The sequence below is a fragment of the Methylobacterium sp. WSM2598 genome (genome assembly GCF_000379105.1).
GTDB lineage: Bacteria > Pseudomonadota > Alphaproteobacteria > Rhizobiales > Beijerinckiaceae > Methylobacterium.
In genome coordinates this window covers 7,123,287-7,143,473 of sequence record NZ_KB900609.1, presented here as the reverse complement: position 1 = coordinate 7,143,473, position 20,187 = coordinate 7,123,287, and the positions used below count along the sequence as shown (strand labels likewise).

15 protein-coding genes and 2 tRNA genes are annotated in these 20,187 nt (G+C 72.7%); 14 read left to right on the top strand and 3 right to left on the bottom strand.

The window, feature by feature from the left end:
• Nucleotides 1–3: 3 nt before the first annotated feature.
• From MET2598_RS0133285 to MET2598_RS0133270, 4 genes are all read left to right on the top strand, one after another.
• Nucleotides 4–1,026, top strand: a complete 1,023-nt coding sequence (locus tag MET2598_RS0133285; RefSeq protein ID WP_012335535.1) for an amino acid ABC transporter substrate-binding protein — start codon at nucleotides 4–6, stop codon at nucleotides 1,024–1,026.
• 106 nt (nucleotides 1,027–1,132) lie between these two features.
• Nucleotides 1,133–2,335 carry an amino acid ABC transporter permease gene (locus tag MET2598_RS0133280; protein ID WP_012335536.1) on the top strand — a complete coding sequence of 401 codons (1,203 nt, stop codon included), beginning with the start codon at nucleotides 1,133–1,135 and terminating at the stop codon, nucleotides 2,333–2,335.
• Between the two features lie 7 nt (nucleotides 2,336–2,342).
• Nucleotides 2,343–3,500 (top strand): amino acid ABC transporter permease, encoded by a 1,158-nt coding sequence (locus tag MET2598_RS0133275; protein WP_012335537.1) that lies wholly within the window; start codon nucleotides 2,343–2,345, stop codon nucleotides 3,498–3,500.
• 21 nt (nucleotides 3,501–3,521) lie between these two features.
• Nucleotides 3,522–4,343, top strand: a complete 822-nt coding sequence (locus tag MET2598_RS0133270) for an amino acid ABC transporter ATP-binding protein (protein ID WP_012335538.1) — start codon at nucleotides 3,522–3,524, stop codon at nucleotides 4,341–4,343.
• A gap of 169 nt (nucleotides 4,344–4,512) precedes the next feature.
• Here the strand turns inward: MET2598_RS0133270 and sseA are convergent, their stop codons facing one another.
• Nucleotides 4,513–5,355, bottom strand: coding sequence for a 3-mercaptopyruvate sulfurtransferase (gene sseA / locus MET2598_RS0133265; protein WP_018263772.1), 843 nt, complete (start codon nucleotides 5,353–5,355; stop codon nucleotides 4,513–4,515).
• Between the two features lie 465 nt (nucleotides 5,356–5,820).
• Here sseA and MET2598_RS0133260 point away from each other — a divergent pair, with 465 nt between their 5' ends.
• A complete protein-coding gene (locus tag MET2598_RS0133260) occupies nucleotides 5,821–6,087 on the top strand; it encodes a hypothetical protein (protein ID WP_018263771.1) in 267 nt (88 codons plus the stop codon).
• 74 nt (nucleotides 6,088–6,161) lie between these two features.
• Here the strand turns inward: MET2598_RS0133260 and MET2598_RS40205 are convergent, their stop codons facing one another.
• Nucleotides 6,162–6,338 carry a DUF1328 domain-containing protein gene (locus MET2598_RS40205; RefSeq protein ID WP_012335541.1) on the bottom strand — a complete coding sequence of 59 codons (177 nt, stop codon included), beginning with the start codon at nucleotides 6,336–6,338 and terminating at the stop codon, nucleotides 6,162–6,164.
• Between the two features lie 203 nt (nucleotides 6,339–6,541).
• Nucleotides 6,542–6,617: transfer RNA gene (locus MET2598_RS0133250), tRNA-Asn, on the bottom strand.
• Nucleotides 6,618–6,792: 175 nt separating this feature from the next.
• Here MET2598_RS0133250 and MET2598_RS0133245 point away from each other — a divergent pair.
• The 9 genes from MET2598_RS0133245 to MET2598_RS0133210 all read left to right on the top strand — a co-directional run bounded on the left by MET2598_RS0133245 (nucleotide 6,793) and on the right by MET2598_RS0133210 (nucleotide 20,163).
• Nucleotides 6,793–6,866, top strand: a tRNA-Cys gene (locus tag MET2598_RS0133245).
• A 310-nt stretch (nucleotides 6,867–7,176) separates the two neighbouring features.
• Entirely contained in the window at nucleotides 7,177–7,839 is a 663-nt protein-coding gene (locus tag MET2598_RS0133240) for a protein-L-isoaspartate O-methyltransferase family protein (protein ID WP_012335542.1), read from the top strand.
• 291 nt (nucleotides 7,840–8,130) lie between these two features.
• Complete coding sequence (locus MET2598_RS0133235) at nucleotides 8,131–9,522, top strand: TolC family outer membrane protein (RefSeq protein ID WP_012335543.1); 1,392 nt, start codon at nucleotides 8,131–8,133, stop codon at nucleotides 9,520–9,522.
• 144 nt (nucleotides 9,523–9,666) lie between these two features.
• Nucleotides 9,667–10,245, top strand: coding sequence for a PopZ family protein (locus MET2598_RS0133230; protein ID WP_198293042.1), 579 nt, complete (start codon nucleotides 9,667–9,669; stop codon nucleotides 10,243–10,245).
• A gap of 194 nt (nucleotides 10,246–10,439) precedes the next feature.
• A complete protein-coding gene (locus tag MET2598_RS0133225) occupies nucleotides 10,440–13,151 on the top strand; it encodes a valine--tRNA ligase (RefSeq protein WP_018263769.1) in 2,712 nt (903 codons plus the stop codon).
• A gap of 251 nt (nucleotides 13,152–13,402) precedes the next feature.
• Nucleotides 13,403–14,170: a DUF2459 domain-containing protein gene (locus MET2598_RS0133220; RefSeq protein WP_018263768.1), complete on the top strand. Its 768-nt coding sequence runs from the start codon at nucleotides 13,403–13,405 to the stop codon at nucleotides 14,168–14,170.
• Nucleotides 14,171–14,353: 183 nt separating this feature from the next.
• Entirely contained in the window at nucleotides 14,354–14,590 is a 237-nt protein-coding gene (locus tag MET2598_RS41800) for a hypothetical protein (RefSeq protein ID WP_157182313.1), read from the top strand.
• A 930-nt stretch (nucleotides 14,591–15,520) separates the two neighbouring features.
• Entirely contained in the window at nucleotides 15,521–16,831 is a 1,311-nt protein-coding gene (locus tag MET2598_RS0133215) for a cytochrome P450 (protein WP_018263767.1), read from the top strand.
• 119 nt (nucleotides 16,832–16,950) lie between these two features.
• Complete coding sequence (locus tag MET2598_RS0133210) at nucleotides 16,951–20,163, top strand: AAA family ATPase (protein WP_018263766.1); 3,213 nt, start codon at nucleotides 16,951–16,953, stop codon at nucleotides 20,161–20,163.
• Nucleotides 20,164–20,187: the final 24 nt, after the last annotated feature.

Sequence of the window (20,187 nt, the reverse complement as noted above, 5' to 3'; positions counted from 1 at the left end):
CGGATGAAGAGGATCATTGCGGCGCTCGCCCTGACGGCGAGCGTCTGCCTGACCGCCGGGGCCGCGCAGGCCCAGGCCACGCTCGCCAGCATCAAGCAGAAAGGGTTCATCGCCTGCGGCTCGAATCCGGGCCTGGCGGGTTTCGGCGTGCCGGACGCGCAGGGGCGCTGGACCGGCCTCGACGTTGATTTCTGCCGCGCCCTCGCGGCGGCGGTCTTCAACGACACCACCAAGGTCCGCTTCATCCCGCTCTCCGCCAAGGACCGCTTCACGGCGCTCCAGTCGGGCGAGGTGGACGTGCTGTCGCGCAACACCACCTGGACCATGTCCCGCGACACCGCCCTCGGGCTCGATTTCCCGGCCGTCAACTTCTACGACGGCCAGGGCTTCATGGTGAAGAAGAAGCTCGGCGTCACCTCGGCCAAGCAGCTCGACGGCGCCTCGATCTGCACCCAGCAGGGCACCACGACCGAGCTCAACCTCGCCGACTATTTCCGCGCCAACAAGCTCAAATACGAGGTGGTGGCCTTCGCGACCTCGGACGAAACCTTCAAGGCCTACGATTCCGGGCGCTGCGACGCCTTCACCACCGACGCGTCCGGCCTCTACGCCGAGCGCCTGCGGGCCGCGAACCCGGACGACAACATTGTGCTGCCGGAGGTGATCTCCAAGGAGCCGCTCGGGCCGGCGGTGCGCCACGGCGATTCGCAATGGGCCGACATCGTCCGCTGGACCCACTACGCGATGCTGAACGCCGAGGAGGCCGGCATCACCCAGGCCAACGTCGACCAGATGGTCAAGGCGACGGACAACCCGGACGTCAAGCGCATCCTCGGCACCGAGGGCAAGTTCGGCGAGGGCATCGGCCTCAGCAACGACTGGGCCTACCGGATCATCAAGCTCGTCGGCAATTACGGCGAGGTGTTCGAGCGCAACGTCGGCCAGGGCTCGCCGCTGAAGATCCAGCGCGGGGTGAACGCCCTGTGGTCGAAGGGCGGCCTGCAATACGGCCCGCCGATCCGCTGACCGGACGGCGCGGACTCCCTCGGGGAGCCCGCCCCGCCGACGCCCGCACGCCAGACCTGCCCGCCAGACCTGCCCGCCAGACCTGCCCGCCAGAAGGTCAGCTCCCTTGCCGAACACCTCCCCGGCCTCCGGCCCGCCGCGCGTCTCGCCGCTGAACGACCCGAAGGTCCGCGGCGCGGCCTACCAGATCCTGCTCCTGCTGGGGATCGGCCTCGTCGCCTGGATGGCGATCAGCAACGCGGCCGAGAACCTGCGCAACGCCCGCATCGCCTCGGGCTTCGGCTTCCTCGGCAACACCGCGGGCTTCGACGTCAGCCAGGCGCTGGTCCCCTTCGCGGCGGCGACCTCGACCTACGGCGCCGCCTTCGTGGTCGGGCTGCTCAACACGCTGCTGGTCGCCGTCATCGGCATCGCGGTTGCCACGGTGCTGGGCTTCCTGATCGGCGTCGCCCGGCTCTCGCCGAACTGGATGCTCGCCAAGCTCGCCACGGTCTACGTCGAGGTCGTGCGCAACATCCCGCTCCTGCTCCAGCTCCTGTTCTGGTACGTGGCGGTGCTGGCGGCCCTGCCGGGGGCGCGGGACTCGCTCGCCTTCCCGGGCTCGGTCTTCCTCAACCAGCGCGGGCTCTACGTGCCCAAGCCGATCCTGGCGGCGGATGCCTGGGCGATCCCGGCCGCCTTCGGGATCGGGGTCGCGGCGGCGCTCGCCTACCGGTTCAGGGCGCGGCGGGAGCAGGCCCGCACAGGCCGGCAGGCGCCGGTCGGCCTCGTCGGCCTCGCCCTGGTGCTCGGCCTGCCGCTCCTCGCCTGGGCGGGGCTGGCGCTCGCCGGCCTGAGCCCCGTGACCGTCGAACTGCCCGTCAAGGGCACCTTCAACCTGCGCGGCGGGCTGCAGCTCTTCCCCGAATTCGTCGCCCTCGTCCTGGGGCTCAGCATCTACACGGCGGCCTTCATCGCCGAGGTGGTGCGCTCGGGCATCCAGGCGGTGGCGAAGGGCCAGACCGAGGCCGCGCGGGCGCTCGGCCTGCGCCCCGGCCCGACCCTGCGTCTCGTCGTGATCCCGCAGGCGATGCGGGTCATCGTGCCGCCGCTGACCAGCCAGTACCTCAACCTGACCAAGAATTCGTCGCTCGCCGTCGCCATCGGCTACCCGGACCTCGTCCAGGTCTTCATGGGCACGGTCCTCAACCAGACCGGCCAGGCGGTCGAGGTGGTGGCGATCACCATGGCGGTCTACCTGACGATCAGCCTCGTCACCGCCACGGGCATGAACCTCTACAACCGGCGCGTCGCGCTGATCGAGCGGTGAGGCCAGCATGACCGCCGGACCCCAGACCCTTCCGCTGAGCTATATCCGCCGGGAGCCGATCCCGCCCGCCCCGGCCCCGGCCCTGGTCAGCGGGCCCCTCGCGTGGGCGCGGGCGAACCTGTTCTCGAGCCCCGTCAACACGGCGCTGACGCTGCTCGCCCTCGTCATCGTCGTGCTGGTCGTGCCCCCGCTGCTGCGCTTCCTCGTCCTCGACGCGGTCTTCACCGGCGAGAACCGGGATGCCTGCCGGCCCGAGGTGCTGGGCCGCCCGGTCGGGGCCTGCTGGGCCTTCGTGGCGCAGAAGATCAACTACTTCGTCTACGGCTCCTACCCGATCGAGGCGCGCTGGCGAGTGAACGTCTTCTTCGCCATGGCGGCGCTGGGCGTGGGTTGGCTGCTCTGGCTCGACGCGCCGCGGCGCGACCTCGGCGCCGCCTACTTCTTCGTCGTCTTCCCGCTCGCCGCCTACGCGCTGCTCTCGGGCTTCCCCCTGGTCGGGATCGAGACGGTGCCGACCTCGCTGTGGGGCGGCATGCTGGTGACGATCGTGGTCTCGCTCGTGGGCATCGTCGCCTCGCTGCCGCTCGGCATCCTGCTCGCCCTCGGGCGGCGCTCGCGGCTGCCGATCGTGCGGCTCGCCTGCGTGATCTTCATCGAGTTCTGGCGCGGCGTGCCGCTGATCACCGTGCTGTTCATGGCCAACGTGATGCTGCCGCTCTTCCTGCCCGGCGACATCACGGTGGACCGGCTGCTGCGCCCGCTGATCGGCGTCGCCCTGTTCTCGGCCGCCTACATGGCCGAGGTGGTGCGCGGCGGGCTGCAGGCCATCCCCAAGGGCCAGACCGAGGGGGCGAACTCGCTCGGCCTCAGCTACTGGCAGGGCATGCGCCTCGTGATCCTGCCCCAGGCCCTGCGCATCGTCATCCCGGGCATCGTCAACAGCTTCATCGCCCTGTTCAAGGACACGACGCTGGTCTCGATCGTCGGCATCTTCGACTTCATCCGCACGATCGAATCCGCCCGCATCGATCCGAACTGGGCCGCCCCGACCGTGGTCACGACCGGCTACGCCTTCGCGGCCCTGTTCTACTTCGTCTTCTGCTTCGGCATGTCGCGCTACGCGCTGTTCGTGGAGCGCCGGCTCGCCGCCGGCCAGACACGGTGATCCCCAGAGAACGGTGACCCCATGACCGCATCGCCCTCCGCTCCCGTCCTCCCGGAGATCGATCCGGACCTCGCGCCCGCCAACACCTCCGCGACCCGCCTCGCCTCGGCCCCGGTGGCGGTGACGCTGGAGCGCGTGAACAAGTGGTACGGCGCCTTCCACGTCCTGCGCGACATCGACCTCACCGTGCGCCGGGGCGAGCGCATCGTCGTCTGCGGCCCGTCCGGCTCCGGCAAGTCGACCATGATCCGCTGCATCAACCGCCTGGAGGAGCATCAATCCGGCCGCATCGTGGTGGACGGGGTCGAGCTCACCAACGACCTCAAGCGGATCGACGAGATCCGGCGCGAGGTCGGCATGGTCTTCCAGCACTTCAACCTGTTCCCGCACCTGACGGTGCTGGAGAATTGCACGCTCGCCCCGATCTGGGTGAAGAAGATGGCGAAGGCCGAGGCCGAGGCGGTCGCCATGCGCTACCTCACCCGGGTCAAGATCCCCAACCAGGCCCACAAGTATCCCGGCCAGCTCTCGGGCGGGCAGCAGCAGCGGGTGGCGATCGCCCGCTCGCTCTGCATGAGCCCGAAGATCATGCTGTTCGACGAGCCGACCTCCGCCCTCGACCCCGAGATGGTGAAGGAGGTGCTCGATACCATGGTAGGCCTCGCCGACGAGGGCATGACCATGCTGTGCGTGACCCACGAGATGGGCTTCGCCCGGCAGGTCGCCGACCGGGTGATCTTCATGGACGAGGGCCAGATCGTCGAGGTGAACACCCCCGACGCCTTCTTCCGCGCGCCCCAGCACGAGCGCACGAAGCTGTTCCTGAGCCAGATCCTGCACTGATCCGGGATCCGGTTGATCCAAGCGGATCCCGGATCCCGGATCACGCGCCCGCGCGGCGCGTGAGCGACGCCCCGATCCGCCATCCCGAAGGGATCACGCGGATGCGGGGCGGGATCGCGACGGCGCATCGGTTCGCCGCCGAGCCGGGGGCTCCCTGCGGCGGGAAGGCTCAGCGCCCGGTCGCGACCGGCAGGTCCTCCCGCGAGCCCCACTCGGTCCAGGACCCGTCGTAGAGGGCGCGCGGGGGCTTGCCGAGGCTCTCGAGGGCGAGCGACACCACGGCGGCGGTCACGCCCGAGCCGCAGGTGGTCACGACCGGGCGGTCGAGGTCGATTCCGGCGTCGCGGAAGACCTGCGCCAGGGCTGCCGGATCTTTGAGCATGCCCCGCTCCTGGAGGGCGGCGTAGTGGACGTTGAGGGCGCCCGGCATGTGGCCGGGCCGCACGCCGGGGCGGGGCTCCGGCTCCTCGCCCGCGAAGCGCGCGGCGGAGCGGGCATCCACGACCTGGGCCGAGCCGGCGAGCGCCCGCTGCACGTCGCTCACATCCGCCACCGCCGAGTGGTCGAGGCGGGCCGTGAAGTGGCGCCGGTCGCGGGGCGCTCCCGCCCCCTCCTCGACCGGGTGGCCCCCCGCCACCCAGGCCGGGAAGCCGCCCGCCAGCACCGAGACGTCGCGGGCGCCGAAGACCTTGAACATCCAGCGCACCCGCGGCGCCGAGAACAGGCCCATCCCGTCATAGACCACGATGGTCATGCCGTCGCCGATGCCGAGCGCCCGCATCCGCGAGGCGAAGACCTCCGGGGGCGGCAGCATGTGGGGCAGGGGGCTCGTCTCGTCGCTGAGCGCGTCGATGTCGACGCGCACGGCGCCCGGGATGTGGCCGGCGCGGTACTCGGCCTCGGCGTCGCGGTTCATCGCCGGGAGGTACCAGGAGCCGTCGACCACCACGATGTCGGGCGCGTCGAGCCGCTGGGCCAGCCAATCCGTCGAGACGAAGGGTCCTGTCGCCATCTGATCACCACCTCGCGAGCGCGCCGTCGCGGCCCTGTTGTGGTCATGTTGTAGGGCTCAACCGCGGGCGGGTCGACCGCCGCGAGCCCGCGCGGACCGGCCCGATCCGTCGCGGACCGGCCCGATCCGGCGCGGATCGGCCCGATCCGGCGCGGATCGGCCCGATCCGGCGCGGATCGGCGGGTCGCTGGCGGAACGGCGCGACCCGCACTACACCTGACGCGCGGCCGCGCGCCACGGCCGCGCTCCCGGGGGGGATCCATGACCGGACGCGCGCCGCGGGAGGTTCACGCCGCATCTGGCACGAACCCTGCTTGGCCTTGCGCGCTGCAACCGCCGTGTCCACTCTCCCTTGCACGGCCGGGCGCGGCCGACGGGCCAGGCAGCGCAACTCCGAGGGCTGCCTGGCCCGCCCGACCCGCGCAGCGGCGCGCACCACTCTCCGTCAGCCCCGGCGAGGTCGCGATGCACCCCACCGCCCGATTCGTGCACCCGTTGCGTCCGAGTGCGATCGAGGTCCTGTCGGGGGGCTATCTCGCCGCGGCGGTGTGGTGTGCGGACCTGCGGGCCGCGGAGGAGCGGCGGGTCAGCGAGACCCCGCAGGACGGCGCGGCCCCGCAATCCCCCCGCGCTGCCAGCCTGCACCAGCTCGCGCCGCGGGCGCGGCCGCGGACGCCGCGGCCCCAGCCGGCCGCCATCCTGCCCTTCGGGCGCGCCGCGGCGCGCCGGTAGGGCGCGCTCGCGCGCCGCCGGCACGAAAAAGGGCGGCCTCGGCCGCCCTTTTCCGATCTCACCTGCGGTCGCGGTCAGACCCTCGGCGAGCGGCCCCGCACGAGGCCGAAGATGGCCGAGACGGCGAACAGGACGATCGCGACGAAGAACACGATCTTGGCCGCTTCCATCGCGGTGCCGGCAATGCCGCCGAAGCCGAGCAGCGCCGCGACCAGGGCGATGACCAGGAACGTAATGGCCCATCCGATCATGGTGGTCTCCTGTCTGTTGGAGCTGCCGGCCCGGACTGATCAGCCCGAAGCGTCGCAGCAAGTTGCAGGAAGAACCGCGGTCACGGAGAGGAGTTCCGGGGAATTTTCGCGCCCTGGCGGCGGAACCTCCGGCCGCTCGCGCGCAGCGCGCGGGCCACCGGATGAGCAAGGCGGCGCGAAAACCGGCACGGAACGGGCGGGAATGGCTCCCCGAGCAGGACTCGAACCTGCGACAAGGCGATTAACAGTCGCCTGCTCTACCAGCTGAGCTATCGGGGAACGACGAGGCCCGCTTAGCGCATGCCCGGCGGCGGACGCAAGCGCGATTCCGCGGAGGAGGCGGAAATTCGCCGGCTTGCCCCCGGTTGCGGAGCCGGGCCGGGCTCTGATAAACAGCCTTCGCCGGGCGGCCGCCCGCCCGGCACGCGGCCGGGCCTCGTCCCCGCCGCCGGACGGCCTCGTGGCGGAGTGGTTACGCAGAGGACTGCAAATCCTTGCACCCCGGTTCGATTCCGGGCGAGGCCTCCAGAACGACGATCGACACGACGACGCGAGCCGGATCCGGGCAGCCCCGGGGGCGGCATGGTCCGCGCCTCAAGGCCAGGGTCATCAGCGTGACGTCCTGGCGGCTCCGGCGTCGGGGCCGGGGCAGGGCGCGCGAGGCCCGTTCACGCCGCGCCGCGAGACCGGACCGGACCACCCGCACGGCCGTCGTCCCGCAGCCGGCCCCCGCCCGCGCGCGAACCTTGCCTTTTGGCAGGCGATCCACCACAACCCCCCTCGCCCGACGGCTCGGCCGTCGCCCGAAGCTTGGCCGCACCCGTCCCCAGAGACTCCCATGCTCGATTTCGCGCAGGCGCGCCGCCTCATGGTCGATTGTCAGCTGCGGACCTTCGACGTGACCGACATCGCGCTGCTCGACGCGTTCGACGCCGTCCCGCGCGAGCGCTTCGTGCCGGAGGGACGGGAGGCCTTCGCCTATATCGACCAGCCGATCGTGCTCGGCAGCGAGGAGGGCGAGACCCGCGCGATGCCCTCGCCGATGGTGCTCGCCCGGCTGATCCAGGCGCTCGCCGTCCGGCCCGGGGAGCGCGCCCTCGACGTGGCCGCGGGCCTCGGCTACGGGGCGGCGCTCCTCGACCGGCTCGGCGCCTCCGTGGTCGCCCTCGAATCACTGCCCGGCCTCGCGGCGGCGGCGCGCGAGCGCCTCGCCGCAGCCGGCAAGCCGATCCCCGTCGAGACCGGCCCCCTCGAGGCGGGCGCGCCGAAGGGCGCCCCCTACGACGTGATCCTGGTCGAGGGCCGGGTCGAGCGCCGCCCGCAGGCGCTGCTGGAGCAACTCGCCGATGGCGGGCGCCTCGCCTGCGTCCAGGGCGAGGGCCGCACCGGCAAGGCCACCCTCTGGGTCCGCGCCGGCAACGCCTTCGGCGCCCGCCCGCTCTTCGACGCCGCCGTCCCGGCCCTGCGCGCCTTCGCGGCGGAACCCGGCTTCACGTTCTGAACGCCCGCGCTCCTGGCGCCCGTCCCGAGCGTCCCGTCCCGGCGCCTGCCATCCTGGCGTGCGCGTAACCAAACCTGCGCGCAACTGGGGAAAACCGGGTCCGCCGCCACCGCGAGTGTCGCTTTTATGCGCCACCGGCGGCCAAAGTCGGCACCAGGGGCCGCCGAGGCGGTGCCGTCCAGGTCGCCATTCGCTAAGGTTCGCGTGAGGCGGGCGAATGCGGAATCGGACCGTTCGAGCGCGCATGCGTGCGGAACGGGCCGGCCATTGGCCTCACAGGGTGAGTGCAGCGTGACCGACAGATCCCATCGGGCATATCGCGGGCTTCGGCTCGGCGGCCTTGCCGGCCTCGCGCTCGCGCTGGCCGGTCAACCGGCGGCGGCCGAGACGCTGGAGACCGCGCTGGCCCGCGCCTATGCGGGCAACCCGACGCTCAATTCGCAGCGGGCCGGCCAGCGGGCGACCGACGAGAACGTGGCCCGCGCCCTGTCGGGTTACCGCCCGACGGTGAGCGGCACCGCCGCCATCGGCGTGCAGAATACCAGCGGCGCCCAGGGCGGGGTGCGCATCAGCCAGACCATCGTGCCGGGCAGCGCCGGGCTGACCGTCAACCAGACCCTGTTCAACGGATTTCTCACCGACAACCAGACGCGGCAGGCCGAATCGCAGGTGCTCGGGGGGCGCGAGAGCCTGCGCAACGTCGAGATGACGATCCTGTTCAACGCGGCCCAGGCCTACATGAACGTGCTCGCCGACACGGCGACGCTCGAACTCAACCGCAACAACGTCGAGGTCCTGGAAGAGCAGCTGCGCCAGACCCGCGACCGCTTCAACGTCGGCGAGGTCACCCGCACCGACGTGGCCCAGGCCGAGGCGCGGCTCGCCGGCGCCCGCTCGCAGGTCAGCCTCGCGGAATCGAACCTGCGCACCAGCATCGCCACCTACCGTCAGGTCGTCGGCGTCGAGCCGCGCCAGCTCGCCCCGGGCCGCCCGCTGGACCGCTTCGTCCCGGGCAACCTGACCGCCGCGATCGATATCGGCCTGCGCGAGCACCCGCAGGTTATCTCGGCCCTGCACGCCGTGGATGTCGCCGAGGCCCAGGTCAAGATCGCCGAGGCCGCCCTCTACCCGACGGTGAGCGTCAGCGGCACCGTCCAGAAGCTCTTCGACCAGCAATTCGCCCATACCGAACTGTTCGAGGGCGCCGTCACGGCGCGGCTCAGCGTGCCGCTCTACCAGGGCGGGGTCGAGTACGCCGCGATCCGGCAGGCCAAGGAGCAGGTGGGACAGACGCGCATCCAGGTCGAGACCTTCCGCGATCAGGTCCGCGCGGCGATCGTCACCGCCTGGGGCGGGCTCGAAGCCGCCAAGGCCCGGGTCATCGCCCAGCAGGCCCAGGTCCAGGCCAACGAGGTCGCGCTCAACGGGGTGCGCGAGGAGGCCCGGGTCGGCCAGCGCACCACCCTCGACGTGCTGAACGCGCAGCAGGAACTGCTCTCGGCCCGCGTCAACCTGATCGCCGCCCAGCGCGACCGCGTGGTCAGCTCCTACCAGGTCGTGCAATCGATCGGCCGCCTCACCACGGCCTTCATCAACGTGCCGGTCGCCCAGTACAGTGCCAAGCTGCACTTCGATCAGGTCAAGGATCTCTGGTACGGGGTGCGGACGCCGGACGGCCGCTGACGCGACCGTCCGCCATGGCGCCTGCGCCACACCGGCAAACTGTCATGGTGATGGAGGGCCCGGTCGCTTGTCTGCGCGGCCGGACGTGGAATACTGACCCGCGGGCATGAGGGCCCGGGCCTCCCCTCCTGGTGTTGTAAGTCGATGAGCGCAGCGAGCCCCAAGACGCAGGAACCCTCGATGGAGGAGATCCTGGCCTCCATCCGCCGCATCATCGCCGACGACCAGAAAGAAGCCGAGATGGCGAATCTCGCGGCGGCGAGGCCCGCGCCCGTCCCGGAGCCCGAGCCCGAGGACGAGGAGGACATCCTCGACCTCGCCGGCGTGGCCGAGCCGGTGCGCAAACCTCCCCTGGAGGACGAGCCCGAAATCGCCTTCAAGGACGAGCCGGATTTCGACGCGATCGAGATCGAGCCGCCCGCCCCGCCGCCGCCCGCCCCGCCGAAGGCCGCCGCCCCGCCGCGGCCCGAGCCCGCGCCCATCCCGGCGCCGGCGCCGGAGCCCGCCCCCGAGCGGCTGATCTCGAAGGACACCGACGCGAGCGTGAGCCAAGCCTTCCACCTGCTCGCCCACACGGTCCTGACCAACAACGCCCGCACCCTGGAGGATCTCGTCCAGGACATGCTGCGCCCGATGCTGAAGGCGTGGCTCGACGACAACCTGCCCGCCATGGTGGAGCGGCTGGTCCGGGCCGAGATCGAGCGCGTCGCCCGCGGCCGGTGAGGGGAGCGGCGCCGAGGCGCCGCCCGCCCCGGCGCCGAGGGAGAGTTGACGGGAGGGCCGGGTTCGGCTGAAAGCGCGTCGTGAGGGGGTCGGCCGCCCGCATGGGCCCGGCCCCGTTCCGATTTCGACGCGTTTTCGCCGGCGCGCCGCGGCCCGAAGCCCGGCCCGCGCGCCCCGGCGCGGGTGGCACCGTCATGATGGACAAGACCTTCGATCCCGCCGCCGTCGAGGCGCGCATCGCCGCCGAGTGGGAGGAGGCGCAGGCCTTCCGGGCCGGCCGGCCCGACCGCGCCGACGCCGCCCCCTACAGCATCATGATCCCGCCGCCGAACGTGACGGGCTCGCTGCACATGGGCCACGCCCTCAACAACACCCTGCAGGACGTGCTCGCCCGCTTCGAGCGCCTGCGCGGCAAGGACGTGCTCTGGCAGCCCGGCACCGACCATGCCGGCATCGCCACTCAGATGGTGGTGGAGCGCCGCCTCGCCGAGCACCAGCAGCCCGACCGGCGCGCCCTCGGCCGCGCCGAATTCGTGCGCCGGGTCTGGGCGTGGAAGGCGGAATCCGGCGGCACCATCGTCAACCAGCTCAAGCGGCTCGGCGCCTCCTGCGACTGGTCGCGCGAGCGCTTCACCATGGACGAGGGGCTCTCGAAGGCCGTCGTCAAGGTCTTCGTCGACCTGCACGAGGCGGGGCTGATCTACCGCGACAAGCGCCTCGTGAACTGGGACCCGCGGTTCCAGACCGCGATCTCGGACCTGGAGGTGCAGCAGGTCGAGGTGAAGGGCCATCTCTGGCACTTCGCCTACCCGGTCGTGGACCAGGAGGGACGGGAGACCGGCGAGACCATCACGGTGGCGACGACGCGGCCCGAGACCATGCTGGGCGACGCGGCCGTGGCGGTGCACCCCGAGGACGAGCGCTACCGGGCCCTCATCGGCCGGACGGTGCGCCTGCCCCTCGTCGGCCGCCTGATCCCGATCGTGGCGGACAGCTACTCCGACCCCGAGAAGGGCACCGGCGCGGTCAAGATCACCCCGGCCCACGACTTCAACGACTTCGAGGTCGGGCGCCGGCACGGGCTGCCGCTCATCAATGTCCTGGATCAGGAAGCCCGCATAACCCTCGACGGCAACGAGGCGTTCCTCGAGAACGCGTCCCCCGAGCCGGAGGCGCTCGCCCTGCACGGCCTCGACCGCGCGGAGGCCCGCAAGGCCGTGGTCGCGCTGATGGAGGCGCGCGGGCGGCTCGTCGCGGTCGAGCCCAACACCCACGCGGTGCCGCACGGCGACCGCTCGGGGGTGGTCATCGAGCCCTACCTCACCGACCAATGGTACCTGGACGTGAAGCCGCTGGCCGACCGCGCCATGCAGGCGGTGCGCGACGGCCGCACCCGCTTCGTGCCCGAGGCCTACGAGAAGACCTACTTCCAGTGGCTGGAGCACATCGAGCCCTGGTGCATCTCGCGCCAGCTCTGGTGGGGCCACCAGATCCCGGCCTGGTACGATCCGGACGGCAACGTCTTCGTGGCGGGGAGTGAGGAGGAGGCCCTGGAGAAGGCCGCCGCCCGGCACGGCCGCCCGGTCGCCCTGCGCCGCGACGAGGACGTGCTGGACACGTGGTTCTCCTCGGGCCTGTGGCCCTTCTCGACGCTGGGCTGGCCCGAGGCGACGCCGGAACTCGCCCGCTACTACCCGACCAGCACCCTGGTGACGGGGTTCGACATCATCTTCTTCTGGGTCGCCAGGATGATGATGATGGGCCTTCACGCGCTGGGCGAGGTGCCGTTCCGGACCGTCTACATCCACGCCCTCGTGCGCGACGAGAAGGGCGCCAAGATGTCGAAGTCCAAGGGCAACGTGGTCGATCCCCTCGACCTCGTCGACCGCTATGGCGCCGACGCCCTGCGCTTCACCCTCGCGGCCATGGCGGCGCAGGGGCGCGACATCAAGCTCTCGGTGCAACGCGTTGAGGGATATCGGAACTTCGCCACGAAGCTGTGGAACGCGGCCCGCTTCGCCGAGATGAATGGCTGCCGGATCGCGCCGGATTTCCGCCCCGAGGCGGCGCGCGAGACCCTGAACGCCTGGGCGCTCGGCGAGGCCGCCCGCGCGGTGGCGGAGGTGACGGCGGCGCTCGACGCCTTCCGGTTCAACGACGCCGCGGCCGCCGCCTACCGCTTCGTGTGGAACGTCTTCTGCGACTGGTACCTCGAACTCGCCAAGCCCGTGCTGCAGGGCGAGGCCGGCCCGGCGCAGGACGAGACCCGCGCCACCGTGGCCTTCCTGATCGACCAGATCTGCATCCTGCTCCATCCCTTCATGCCCTTCCTGACGGAGGAGCTCTGGGCGACGAAGGGCCGGGAGGCGGGGCTGGAGCGCGGGCTCCTGGCGCTCGGGCGCTGGCCGGATCTCGGGCGCCTGGGCCGGCCGGAGGCCGAGGCCGAGATCGGCTGGGTGGTCGACCTCGTCTCGGAGATCCGCTCGGCCCGCTCGGAGACGAACGTGCCGGCCGGCGCCCAGATTCCCCTCGTGCTGGTCGACCCGAGCGAGGCGGTGCGGGCGCGCCTGGGCCGCTGGGGCGAGACCATCCGGCGCCTCGGGCGGATCGGCGAGATCGGCGCCGTCGCCGAGAGCCCGGCCAAGGCGGTCCAGCTGCTGGTGCGCGGCGAGGTGGCGGCCCTGCCCCTGGAGGGCGTGGTCGACCTCGCCGCCGAGGTGGCGCGCCTGCGCAAGGAGGAGGGCAAGCTGGAGGGGGAGATCGGCAAGATCGACGCCAAGCTCGCCAATGCCGACTTCCTGGCCCGCGCCCCCGAGGAGGTGGTCGAGGAGCAGCGCGAGCGCCGCGAGGCCGCCGCGGAGCGCCTCGCCAAGGTGCGCGAGGCCCTGGCCCGGCTGGAGGGATAGGCCTTCGCCGGCTCGGCGAGGCTCAGCGGCAGGCGAGCCGATTCACGGCCCCGGAGGCGGGGCGGCGATCCCTCGCCCCTGGCGCGCCGCCCCGGCGGGTGGGACGGTTGTTCGAGACGGAATACGACATCCGACGGATTGCGTCGCCATCTCCCATTTCGGCCATGCGGATGTCGGCGTCGCTCACGCGCCGCCCGGGCGTGTCAGACGCTGTCCGCAAGTGATCGTCCGGACAGCGGATGACGCCCCCCATGGACACTCCCGCGCCCTCCCGGCCGACGCGTCGCCGGCTCGGCCTCACGCCGGCCCTCCTGCTCGCGGCCCTGGCCCTGGGGATCGCCGCCACGGCCCACCCCGGGGATCCGGCCCTCTTCCCGCCGGGCGGCGGGGAGGCGGTGACCATCTCCCTCGTCGCGAGCGGCTGGCATTCGGGGCTCGTCCTGCCGCGGGACGCGCTGGCGCGGGCCGCCGCCCGGGAGGGGGCCGGGGCGCTCCTCGGCGTGACCGAACGCTTCGGCGCCTACGCCGCCCTGGAGGTCGGCTGGGGTGACGCGGGCTTCTACCGGCAGGTGCCGACGCTCGACGCCCTCGACTGGCGGCTCGCGCTCGCGGCCCTGTTCACGCCGGGCGGGCGCTCCTCCGTGCTCCACGTGGTCGGGATCGACGGCGAGCCCGCCGCACGCTTCCCGGCCGCCCGGATCGTGCGGCTGCGCCTGTCGCCGCGGGGCTTCGCGCGGCTCGCCGCCGCCCTGGCGAGGAGCTTCCGCCTGCGCGACGGGCGCCCCGTCGAGGCGGGGCCCGGCCTGTACGGCCCGAGCCTGTTCTACGAGGCGGAGGGGCGCTTCAGCCTGCTCCGGGTCTGCAATCACTGGTCCGGAGAGCTGCTCCACGCGGCGGGCCTGCCGGTCCTCCCGGCGCTGCACCTCCTGCCGGTCGGCCTTCTCCTCGACCTCGCGCGCCAGGGGATCTGGCCCGGCCGGGACGTCGAGGCCGCCCCGGCTGGCGGCCGGCGCGGGTGAGGCATCCGGCCGGTCCCGCCCTCTCGCCGCAACTCCGCCCGGCCGCGACGGAGCCGTCATGGCAGGGATGATACGGGATCCGCTTGATCGAAGCGGGTCCCGGATCACGAGCCCGCGCGGCGCCTGAGCGCGACGCCTGAGCGCGGCGCCTGAGCGCGGCGCCTGAGCGACGCCGAGATCCGCATGGCCGAAATCGGAGATGGCGAAGCCATCAACCGGATGGCGTATGACGCGCCCGAATGTCGGCTTCGCCGGCGCCGCGCCGTGACCCGCGTCGCCCGAACGGATTCCACTTCCCACATTCTGCGCCAGCACACCTATCTACTGGTTTATTATTTTTATACGCTGTTTCTCACCGAGATGCAGAAATACACGCGCATCTCAAGACAGTTTTATCCGCTCTATAAATTTTTTCATTGATGTTTCAGCGCGATGACAATCTGCCATTGCAACCCTCCTGAACGCCGCTATCTCAATCAATACTCTGAGTGCCGGCGTTTACGAGTTGCGAAAACTCTGCCGATCAGGCAATCCTACGGCGCCTCGCGTATCGAGGCGTTCGAAGACCTGCGAGACCAGCATGCTCACTCGGCCCCTCTCGGCGGCCATCGCCGCCGCCTGCCTCCTCGCCGTCGGCGCCCTGCCGACCGGCGCCCTCGCGATGGGGGGTCCCCTCCGCCGCATCCGGCCTCGGCAATACGCTGATCCAGCAGATCCAAAAGAAGAAGCCGGCAGGCGCAAACAGGAACTGCAATCAGAAAGCCGTCGATCAATGTGCGACCAACAAGGGAAAATGCATGAATAGCGGCAAACCCAATTGTCAGAGCGATTACGTCGCCTGCGTCAACTGGAGCGGGTGCAATTACTGAGGGCACGAACGGGCCGCAAGCGCGGTGATGCTCCGGCCGCCTCGCCATCGTGAAGGGCAGGACGACGGCGTCACCCCTTGAGACCGGGACGTCCTGATCGTCGGCCCACGGCGCCGGAGCGAGGCGCGCGGGCTGCGTGAGGCAGGGTCCGGGGTCCGAAGCGGCGGGCGCCGTCCCGTCCTCGTCGGGCTCGATCGAGACCCGCGATGCCGAGATGCTTCGTTCCGGAAAACAGTATTCGGACAGCATTCGCGGCCGCCATGCCTTGACAGCACGGACCGCCTGAAAAACCCTTGGGCGGCGACGACTCGCCCATGACCGCGACGGGAGCGGCGCGCCAGCGGTCGCGCGGACCGCCGTGGCTGCCGGAGGCCCCGCCGCAGGGCGGCGCGCCGGCACCGCGAGGCGCTGCCCGCCACCTCGTCCTCGACCGACCACGCTCGGGGTCCGACCCTGGCGCTTCACCCCGGGGTGCACTTCGATGCGACAGGTTCCGGGCTCCTACGGCCCTCCGCTGCTCAAGACCCTGTTCGATACGGTGGACTTCCTGGTCGTGAGCGGCTGGGAGGAGTTCTTCGCCCGCCGCCGCCGCCGCCACGGCAGCACGGTCTTCCGGGTCAACCTGTTCAAGCCGACCGTGGCGGTGCTCGATCAGACCGGGATCGGGGCGCTGTTCGGCGATGCGGACCTGATCCAGGATTACGGGTTCGGCTGGGCGGTGCCGCCCCTGCCCCTGGTCGGCGGCGTCCCGCCGAGCATCTTCGGCAGCGGCGAGGCCCATGACGGCCCCAAGCGCCTCTACCTGCGGCTGCTCGCGCGGCGCGCGGAGCGCCTGGAAGCGGTCTTCGCCGAGACGTTCGCGGAGGTCGCGGCCCGCTGGCGCGCGGCCCCCGGCTTCTCCTTCGCGGACGGGATCGAGGATCTCGTCGCCACCTTCGTGGGCCGCTGGCTGATCGGCGCGGCGCTCGACCCGGCCGACATCCGCCTCGTCTACAACCACATTTTCACGCAGCGCCTGACCGCGGTCACGCAATGGCTGCCCTGGTCGAATTACGCCCGCTCGCGCCTCGCCTACGGGCGCCTGCTCGCCGCCGTGCGGGGGGCGCCCGACTTCCCCGAGATCGCCGCGATGGCGGCCGAGGAGGGTTTGCCCGACCCCGAGGTGGTGGCCAAGCAGCTCACCTTCCTGATCGGCATGAACAGCTTCCTGGGGCTGCAGAACCTGCTGAAATCCCTGGTCGGCGAGTTCGCGCTCCACCCCGCCTGGCAGGAGGAGGTGCGCCGCGAGGCCGCCGCGCAGGCGGGACGGGGCGCCACGCCGGTCCTCGACCGGGTGATCCGCGAGACCCTGCGCCTGCACCCGCCGGTCTTCTTCGTGTTCGGGCGGGCCACGCGCGACCGCGTCCTCGACACCGAATCCGGCTCCTTCGCGATCCGCCGGGGCGAGCTCGTGATGGGCGTGATCCCCTTCGCGCAGAACGACCCCGCCCACGTGCCGCGGCCCGAGCGCTTCGACCCGGACCGCTTCCTCGACCCGGCGACGGGCGGGCGTCCCCTGATCTGGCCGCGCGGCCTCGAGACCGCGACCGTGGCGGCGCGGGACCGCACCTGCCCGGGCAAGGACGCCGCCTTCGCGACCGCCCGGCTGTTCTGCACGGCGCTGCTGCGCGACCACGCGTGGAGCCTCGCCGCGCCGCCCGCCTGGGACCGGCACCGCTTCTCCCTGAACGTGGCCGCCCCGAAGGGGTCCCTCACGGTTGAACGCTTCGTGAGAAAGGAGCAGACCGGTTAGGATTGCGGTCCCGGCGCCAAGCCGGGACCGGCCGCCGGGCGCGGCCCAACGGGGAGGCGTGCGTTGAGCGTGAGGGCCGCGGTGCGCAGGAGCGCCGGTGCCGCGCGGGGCGGAAGCTGATGTCGGCCCGGCACGCTCGGGAGCGGCGCGCCGAGGCGGCGGGCCTGTCCGGCCCGCCCGAACGGCGGCAGCTCACCGTGATGTTCTGCGACCTCGTCGATTCGACGGCCCTGGCCTCGCGCCTCGACCCGGAGGATCTCCGCGACGTGCTGCGGGCCTACCAGGCCCTCTGCGCCGAGATCGTGCGGCGCCACGGCGGGACGGTGGCGCAGTTCCAGGGCGACGGCGTCGTCAGCTACTTCGGCTTCCCGGTCGCCCAGGAGGACAGCGTCGAGGCGGCCGTGCGGGCGGGGCTGGAGATCCTGCGCCGGATGTCCTCCCTGCGCACCCCGCCCGAGACCGCCGGGGGCCCGCCCGCGGGACCGGCCCAGGTCCGCATCGGCGTCGCGACGGGCCTCGTCGTGGTCGAGGACGCCGGCTCGGGCAGCGCCGGGGTCGTCGGGCAGGTGCCGAACCTCGCCTCGCGCATCCAGGCGGTCGCCTCGCCCGGCACCCTCCTGATCGCGGACGCCACCCGCCGCCTGCTCGGCTCCCTGTTCGACCTGACCGATCTCGGCCCCCACCGGCTCAAGGGCATCGCCGAGGCGGTGGTGCTGTGGCGGGTCGAGGGGGCCCGCGAGGACGCCGCCCGCTCCGATGCCCGCCGCAACGGCAGCGTCCATGTCGGGCGGGACGAGGAACTCGCCCGACTCTCCGCCGCCTGGGAGGAGGCCAAGCGGGGAAGCGGGCAGGTCGTGCTGGTGGGCGGCGAGCCCGGGATCGGCAAGTCGGCCCTGCTGCGGGCCTGGACCGCCCGGCTCGCGGAGGCGGAGGTCATCCGCATCGGGCTCCAATGCTCCCCGCGCCACACCCACAGCCCGCTCTACCCGCTGGTCGCCCATCTGCGCCGCATCGCCCGGATCGCCCCCGCGGATCCGCCCGCGGCGCGCCGGGAGAAGCTGGAGCGGCTCCTCGCGCCGGAGCGCCGGGCCGAGGGGGCGGAGCTCCTCGCGCATCTCCTCTCCGTGGCCCTCGACGGCGCCCCGGCCGGGCCGGAGCCGACCGCCGACCAGCGCAAGGCCGCGACCCTGGCCCTCCTCGCCGAGGAGGTGATCGGGCTCGCCGCCCGCCGCCCCGTGGTGATGGCCGTGGAGGACGCGCAATGGGCCGATCCGACCACCGAGGAGCTGGCCCGGCTGGTCATCGGGCGGCTCGCCGGCCGGCGGCTGCTCCTGCTCGTCACCGCGCGGCCCGAATACCGGCCGGCCTGGGCCGAAGCGGCTGGCCTGCGGCCGCCCTGGGCCGAAGCGGCCGGCGTGCACCGGCTGTCCCTGTCGGGCCTCGCCCCCGGGGAGGCGGAGGATCTCGTGCGCGGCGTGGCGCGCGGCCGGCCCCTCGCGCCCGAGGCGCGGCGCGCCATCGTCGCCAAGGCCGACGGCGTGCCGCTCTTCATCGAGGAGCTGACCAGCGCCGTGCTGGAGGAGCGCGACGCCGCGGACCGGCCGCGGGACGGGGGCGGCGAGGCGCCGCGCGTGCCCGCGACCCTGCAGGACATCATCATGGCGCGCCTCGACCGCCTCGGCCGCGCCAAGCCCGTGGCCCAGGTCGGGGCCGCCCTCGGGCGCTCCTTCTCGCGGCGCATGCTCGAGCGGGTCGCCGAGCGGGACGAGGAGGAGATCGCCGCGGCGCTGGCGGAGATCGTCCAGGCCGGCCTCCTGCTGGAACAGCCCGGCGGCGCCGGCGCGACCTACCAGTTCAAGCACGCGCTGGTGCAGGATGCCGCCTACGAGAGCCTGCTGCGGGCGAGCCGCCGGGCGCTGCACGGCCGCATCGCCGCGGTGATCGAGGAGGATTGCCCGGACCTCGCCGAGACCGAGCCCGAGACCCTCGCGCATCACCTGCGCGGGGCGCGGGCCTTCCTGCGCGCCGCCGCCGCCTCCCTGCGGGCCGGGCAGCGGGCGGCGGCACGCTTCGCCAACCCGGAGGCGATCCAGCATTTCCGCGCCGGGCTGGACGATCTCGCGCGGGCGGACTCGACACCGGCGGACTTGGCACGGGCGGACTTGGCACGGGCGGACTTGGCACGGGCGGACTTGGCACGGGCGGACTTGGCACGGGCGGACTTGGCGGAGCCGGCAGCGGCGGCCCACGGCCCGCTCGCGGCGCGGCTCCATCTCGGGCTCGCCCAATCCTTCTACGTGGTGAAGGGGCCCGCCCACGGCGATACGGTGGCGGCCTATGCCCGGGCGCACGACCTCGCCGCGCATCTCACCGACCCGGAGGAGCGCTTCGCCCTGCTCTGGGGCGTGTTCTCCGGCCACCATTTCGCGGCCCGCTTCGGGCCGGCGGAGGCCTCGGCCCGGGAGGCCCTGGCCCTGGCGCGCGGCGCCGGCGACCCGACCCATCTCTGCCAAGCCCACCGCATGCTGGGCTATGTGGGCTTCTTCCGCGGCGACCTGCCGGGCGCGAGGGCGCATTTCGGCGAGGTCCGCCGCCTCTACCGGCCCGACCCTCACCGGGGCCTGGCACCGATCTTCGGGGCGGATTGCCAGGTCGGGGCGGCGGGGTTCGAGAGCGTGCTCCTCTGCGTCCAGGGGCATCCCGACGAGGCCGTGGCGATGACGGAGGCGAACCTGCGCGACGCGCGGCGCCTCGGCCATCCGGCGAGCATCGGCTGGGCCTACGCCGCGGCGGCCTACGTCCACCATTACCGCGGCGACCGGGCCGCGACCGGGGCGGTGGCGGCGGAGGGCTTCGCCTATTGCCGGGCCCACGCCATCGCGGCCTGGGGCCTGCACTGCAAGGTGTTCCTGGCGTGGTCGGGCGCGACCGGGCCCGAGCGGGCCGACCGCGCCGCCGAGATCCTCCGCGACATCGCCGATGCGGCGACGCGCACCCGCCTGGGCCTGCCGCAGCTGCGCGGGCTCGCCGCCGAGGCGCTCCTCCTGTGCGGGGACCCGGCACCGGCGCGGGAGCAGGTCCGGATCGCCCTCGACGAGATCGCCGAGACGGGCCAGGCCGTGTTCGCGCCGATGCTGCTGCGGCTGCGCGGCCTCTGCGCCCTCGCCTGCGACGAGGGCGGGGCCGCCGACCGGCTCGGCGAGGCGGTCGCGGCGGCGCGGGCCGTGGGGGCGGACCTCCTGCGGGCGCGGGCGGAGGGGGATCTCGCGGCCCTGGCGACGCCCGGGGCCGCGGGACCGGACCGGGTCCGGGCGCTGCTGCGGGGCGCGTGACGCGGGCGGGGCGCCCCGTCCTCG

Coding starts and splice junctions, on each gene's coding strand:
- MET2598_RS0133285 (WP_012335535.1), top strand. CDS start 4: ATGAAGAGGATCATTGCGGCGCTCGCCCTGACGGCGAGCGTCTGCCTG.
- MET2598_RS0133275 (WP_012335537.1), top strand. CDS start 2,343: ATGACCGCCGGACCCCAGACCCTTCCGCTGAGCTATATCCGCCGGGAG.
- MET2598_RS0133270 (WP_012335538.1), top strand. CDS start 3,522: ATGACCGCATCGCCCTCCGCTCCCGTCCTCCCGGAGATCGATCCGGAC.
- sseA (WP_018263772.1), bottom strand. CDS start 5,355: ATGGCGACAGGACCCTTCGTCTCGACGGATTGGCTGGCCCAGCGGCTC.
- MET2598_RS0133260 (WP_018263771.1), top strand. CDS start 5,821: ATGCACCCCACCGCCCGATTCGTGCACCCGTTGCGTCCGAGTGCGATC.
- MET2598_RS40205 (WP_012335541.1), bottom strand. CDS start 6,338: ATGATCGGATGGGCCATTACGTTCCTGGTCATCGCCCTGGTCGCGGCG.
- MET2598_RS0133240 (WP_012335542.1), top strand. CDS start 7,177: ATGCTCGATTTCGCGCAGGCGCGCCGCCTCATGGTCGATTGTCAGCTG.
- MET2598_RS0133230 (WP_198293042.1), top strand. CDS start 9,667: ATGAGCGCAGCGAGCCCCAAGACGCAGGAACCCTCGATGGAGGAGATC.
- MET2598_RS0133225 (WP_018263769.1), top strand. CDS start 10,440: ATGATGGACAAGACCTTCGATCCCGCCGCCGTCGAGGCGCGCATCGCC.
- MET2598_RS0133220 (WP_018263768.1), top strand. CDS start 13,403: ATGGACACTCCCGCGCCCTCCCGGCCGACGCGTCGCCGGCTCGGCCTC.
- MET2598_RS41800 (WP_157182313.1), top strand. CDS start 14,354: ATGGCCGAAATCGGAGATGGCGAAGCCATCAACCGGATGGCGTATGAC.
- MET2598_RS0133215 (WP_018263767.1), top strand. CDS start 15,521: ATGCGACAGGTTCCGGGCTCCTACGGCCCTCCGCTGCTCAAGACCCTG.
- MET2598_RS0133210 (WP_018263766.1), top strand. CDS start 16,951: ATGTCGGCCCGGCACGCTCGGGAGCGGCGCGCCGAGGCGGCGGGCCTG.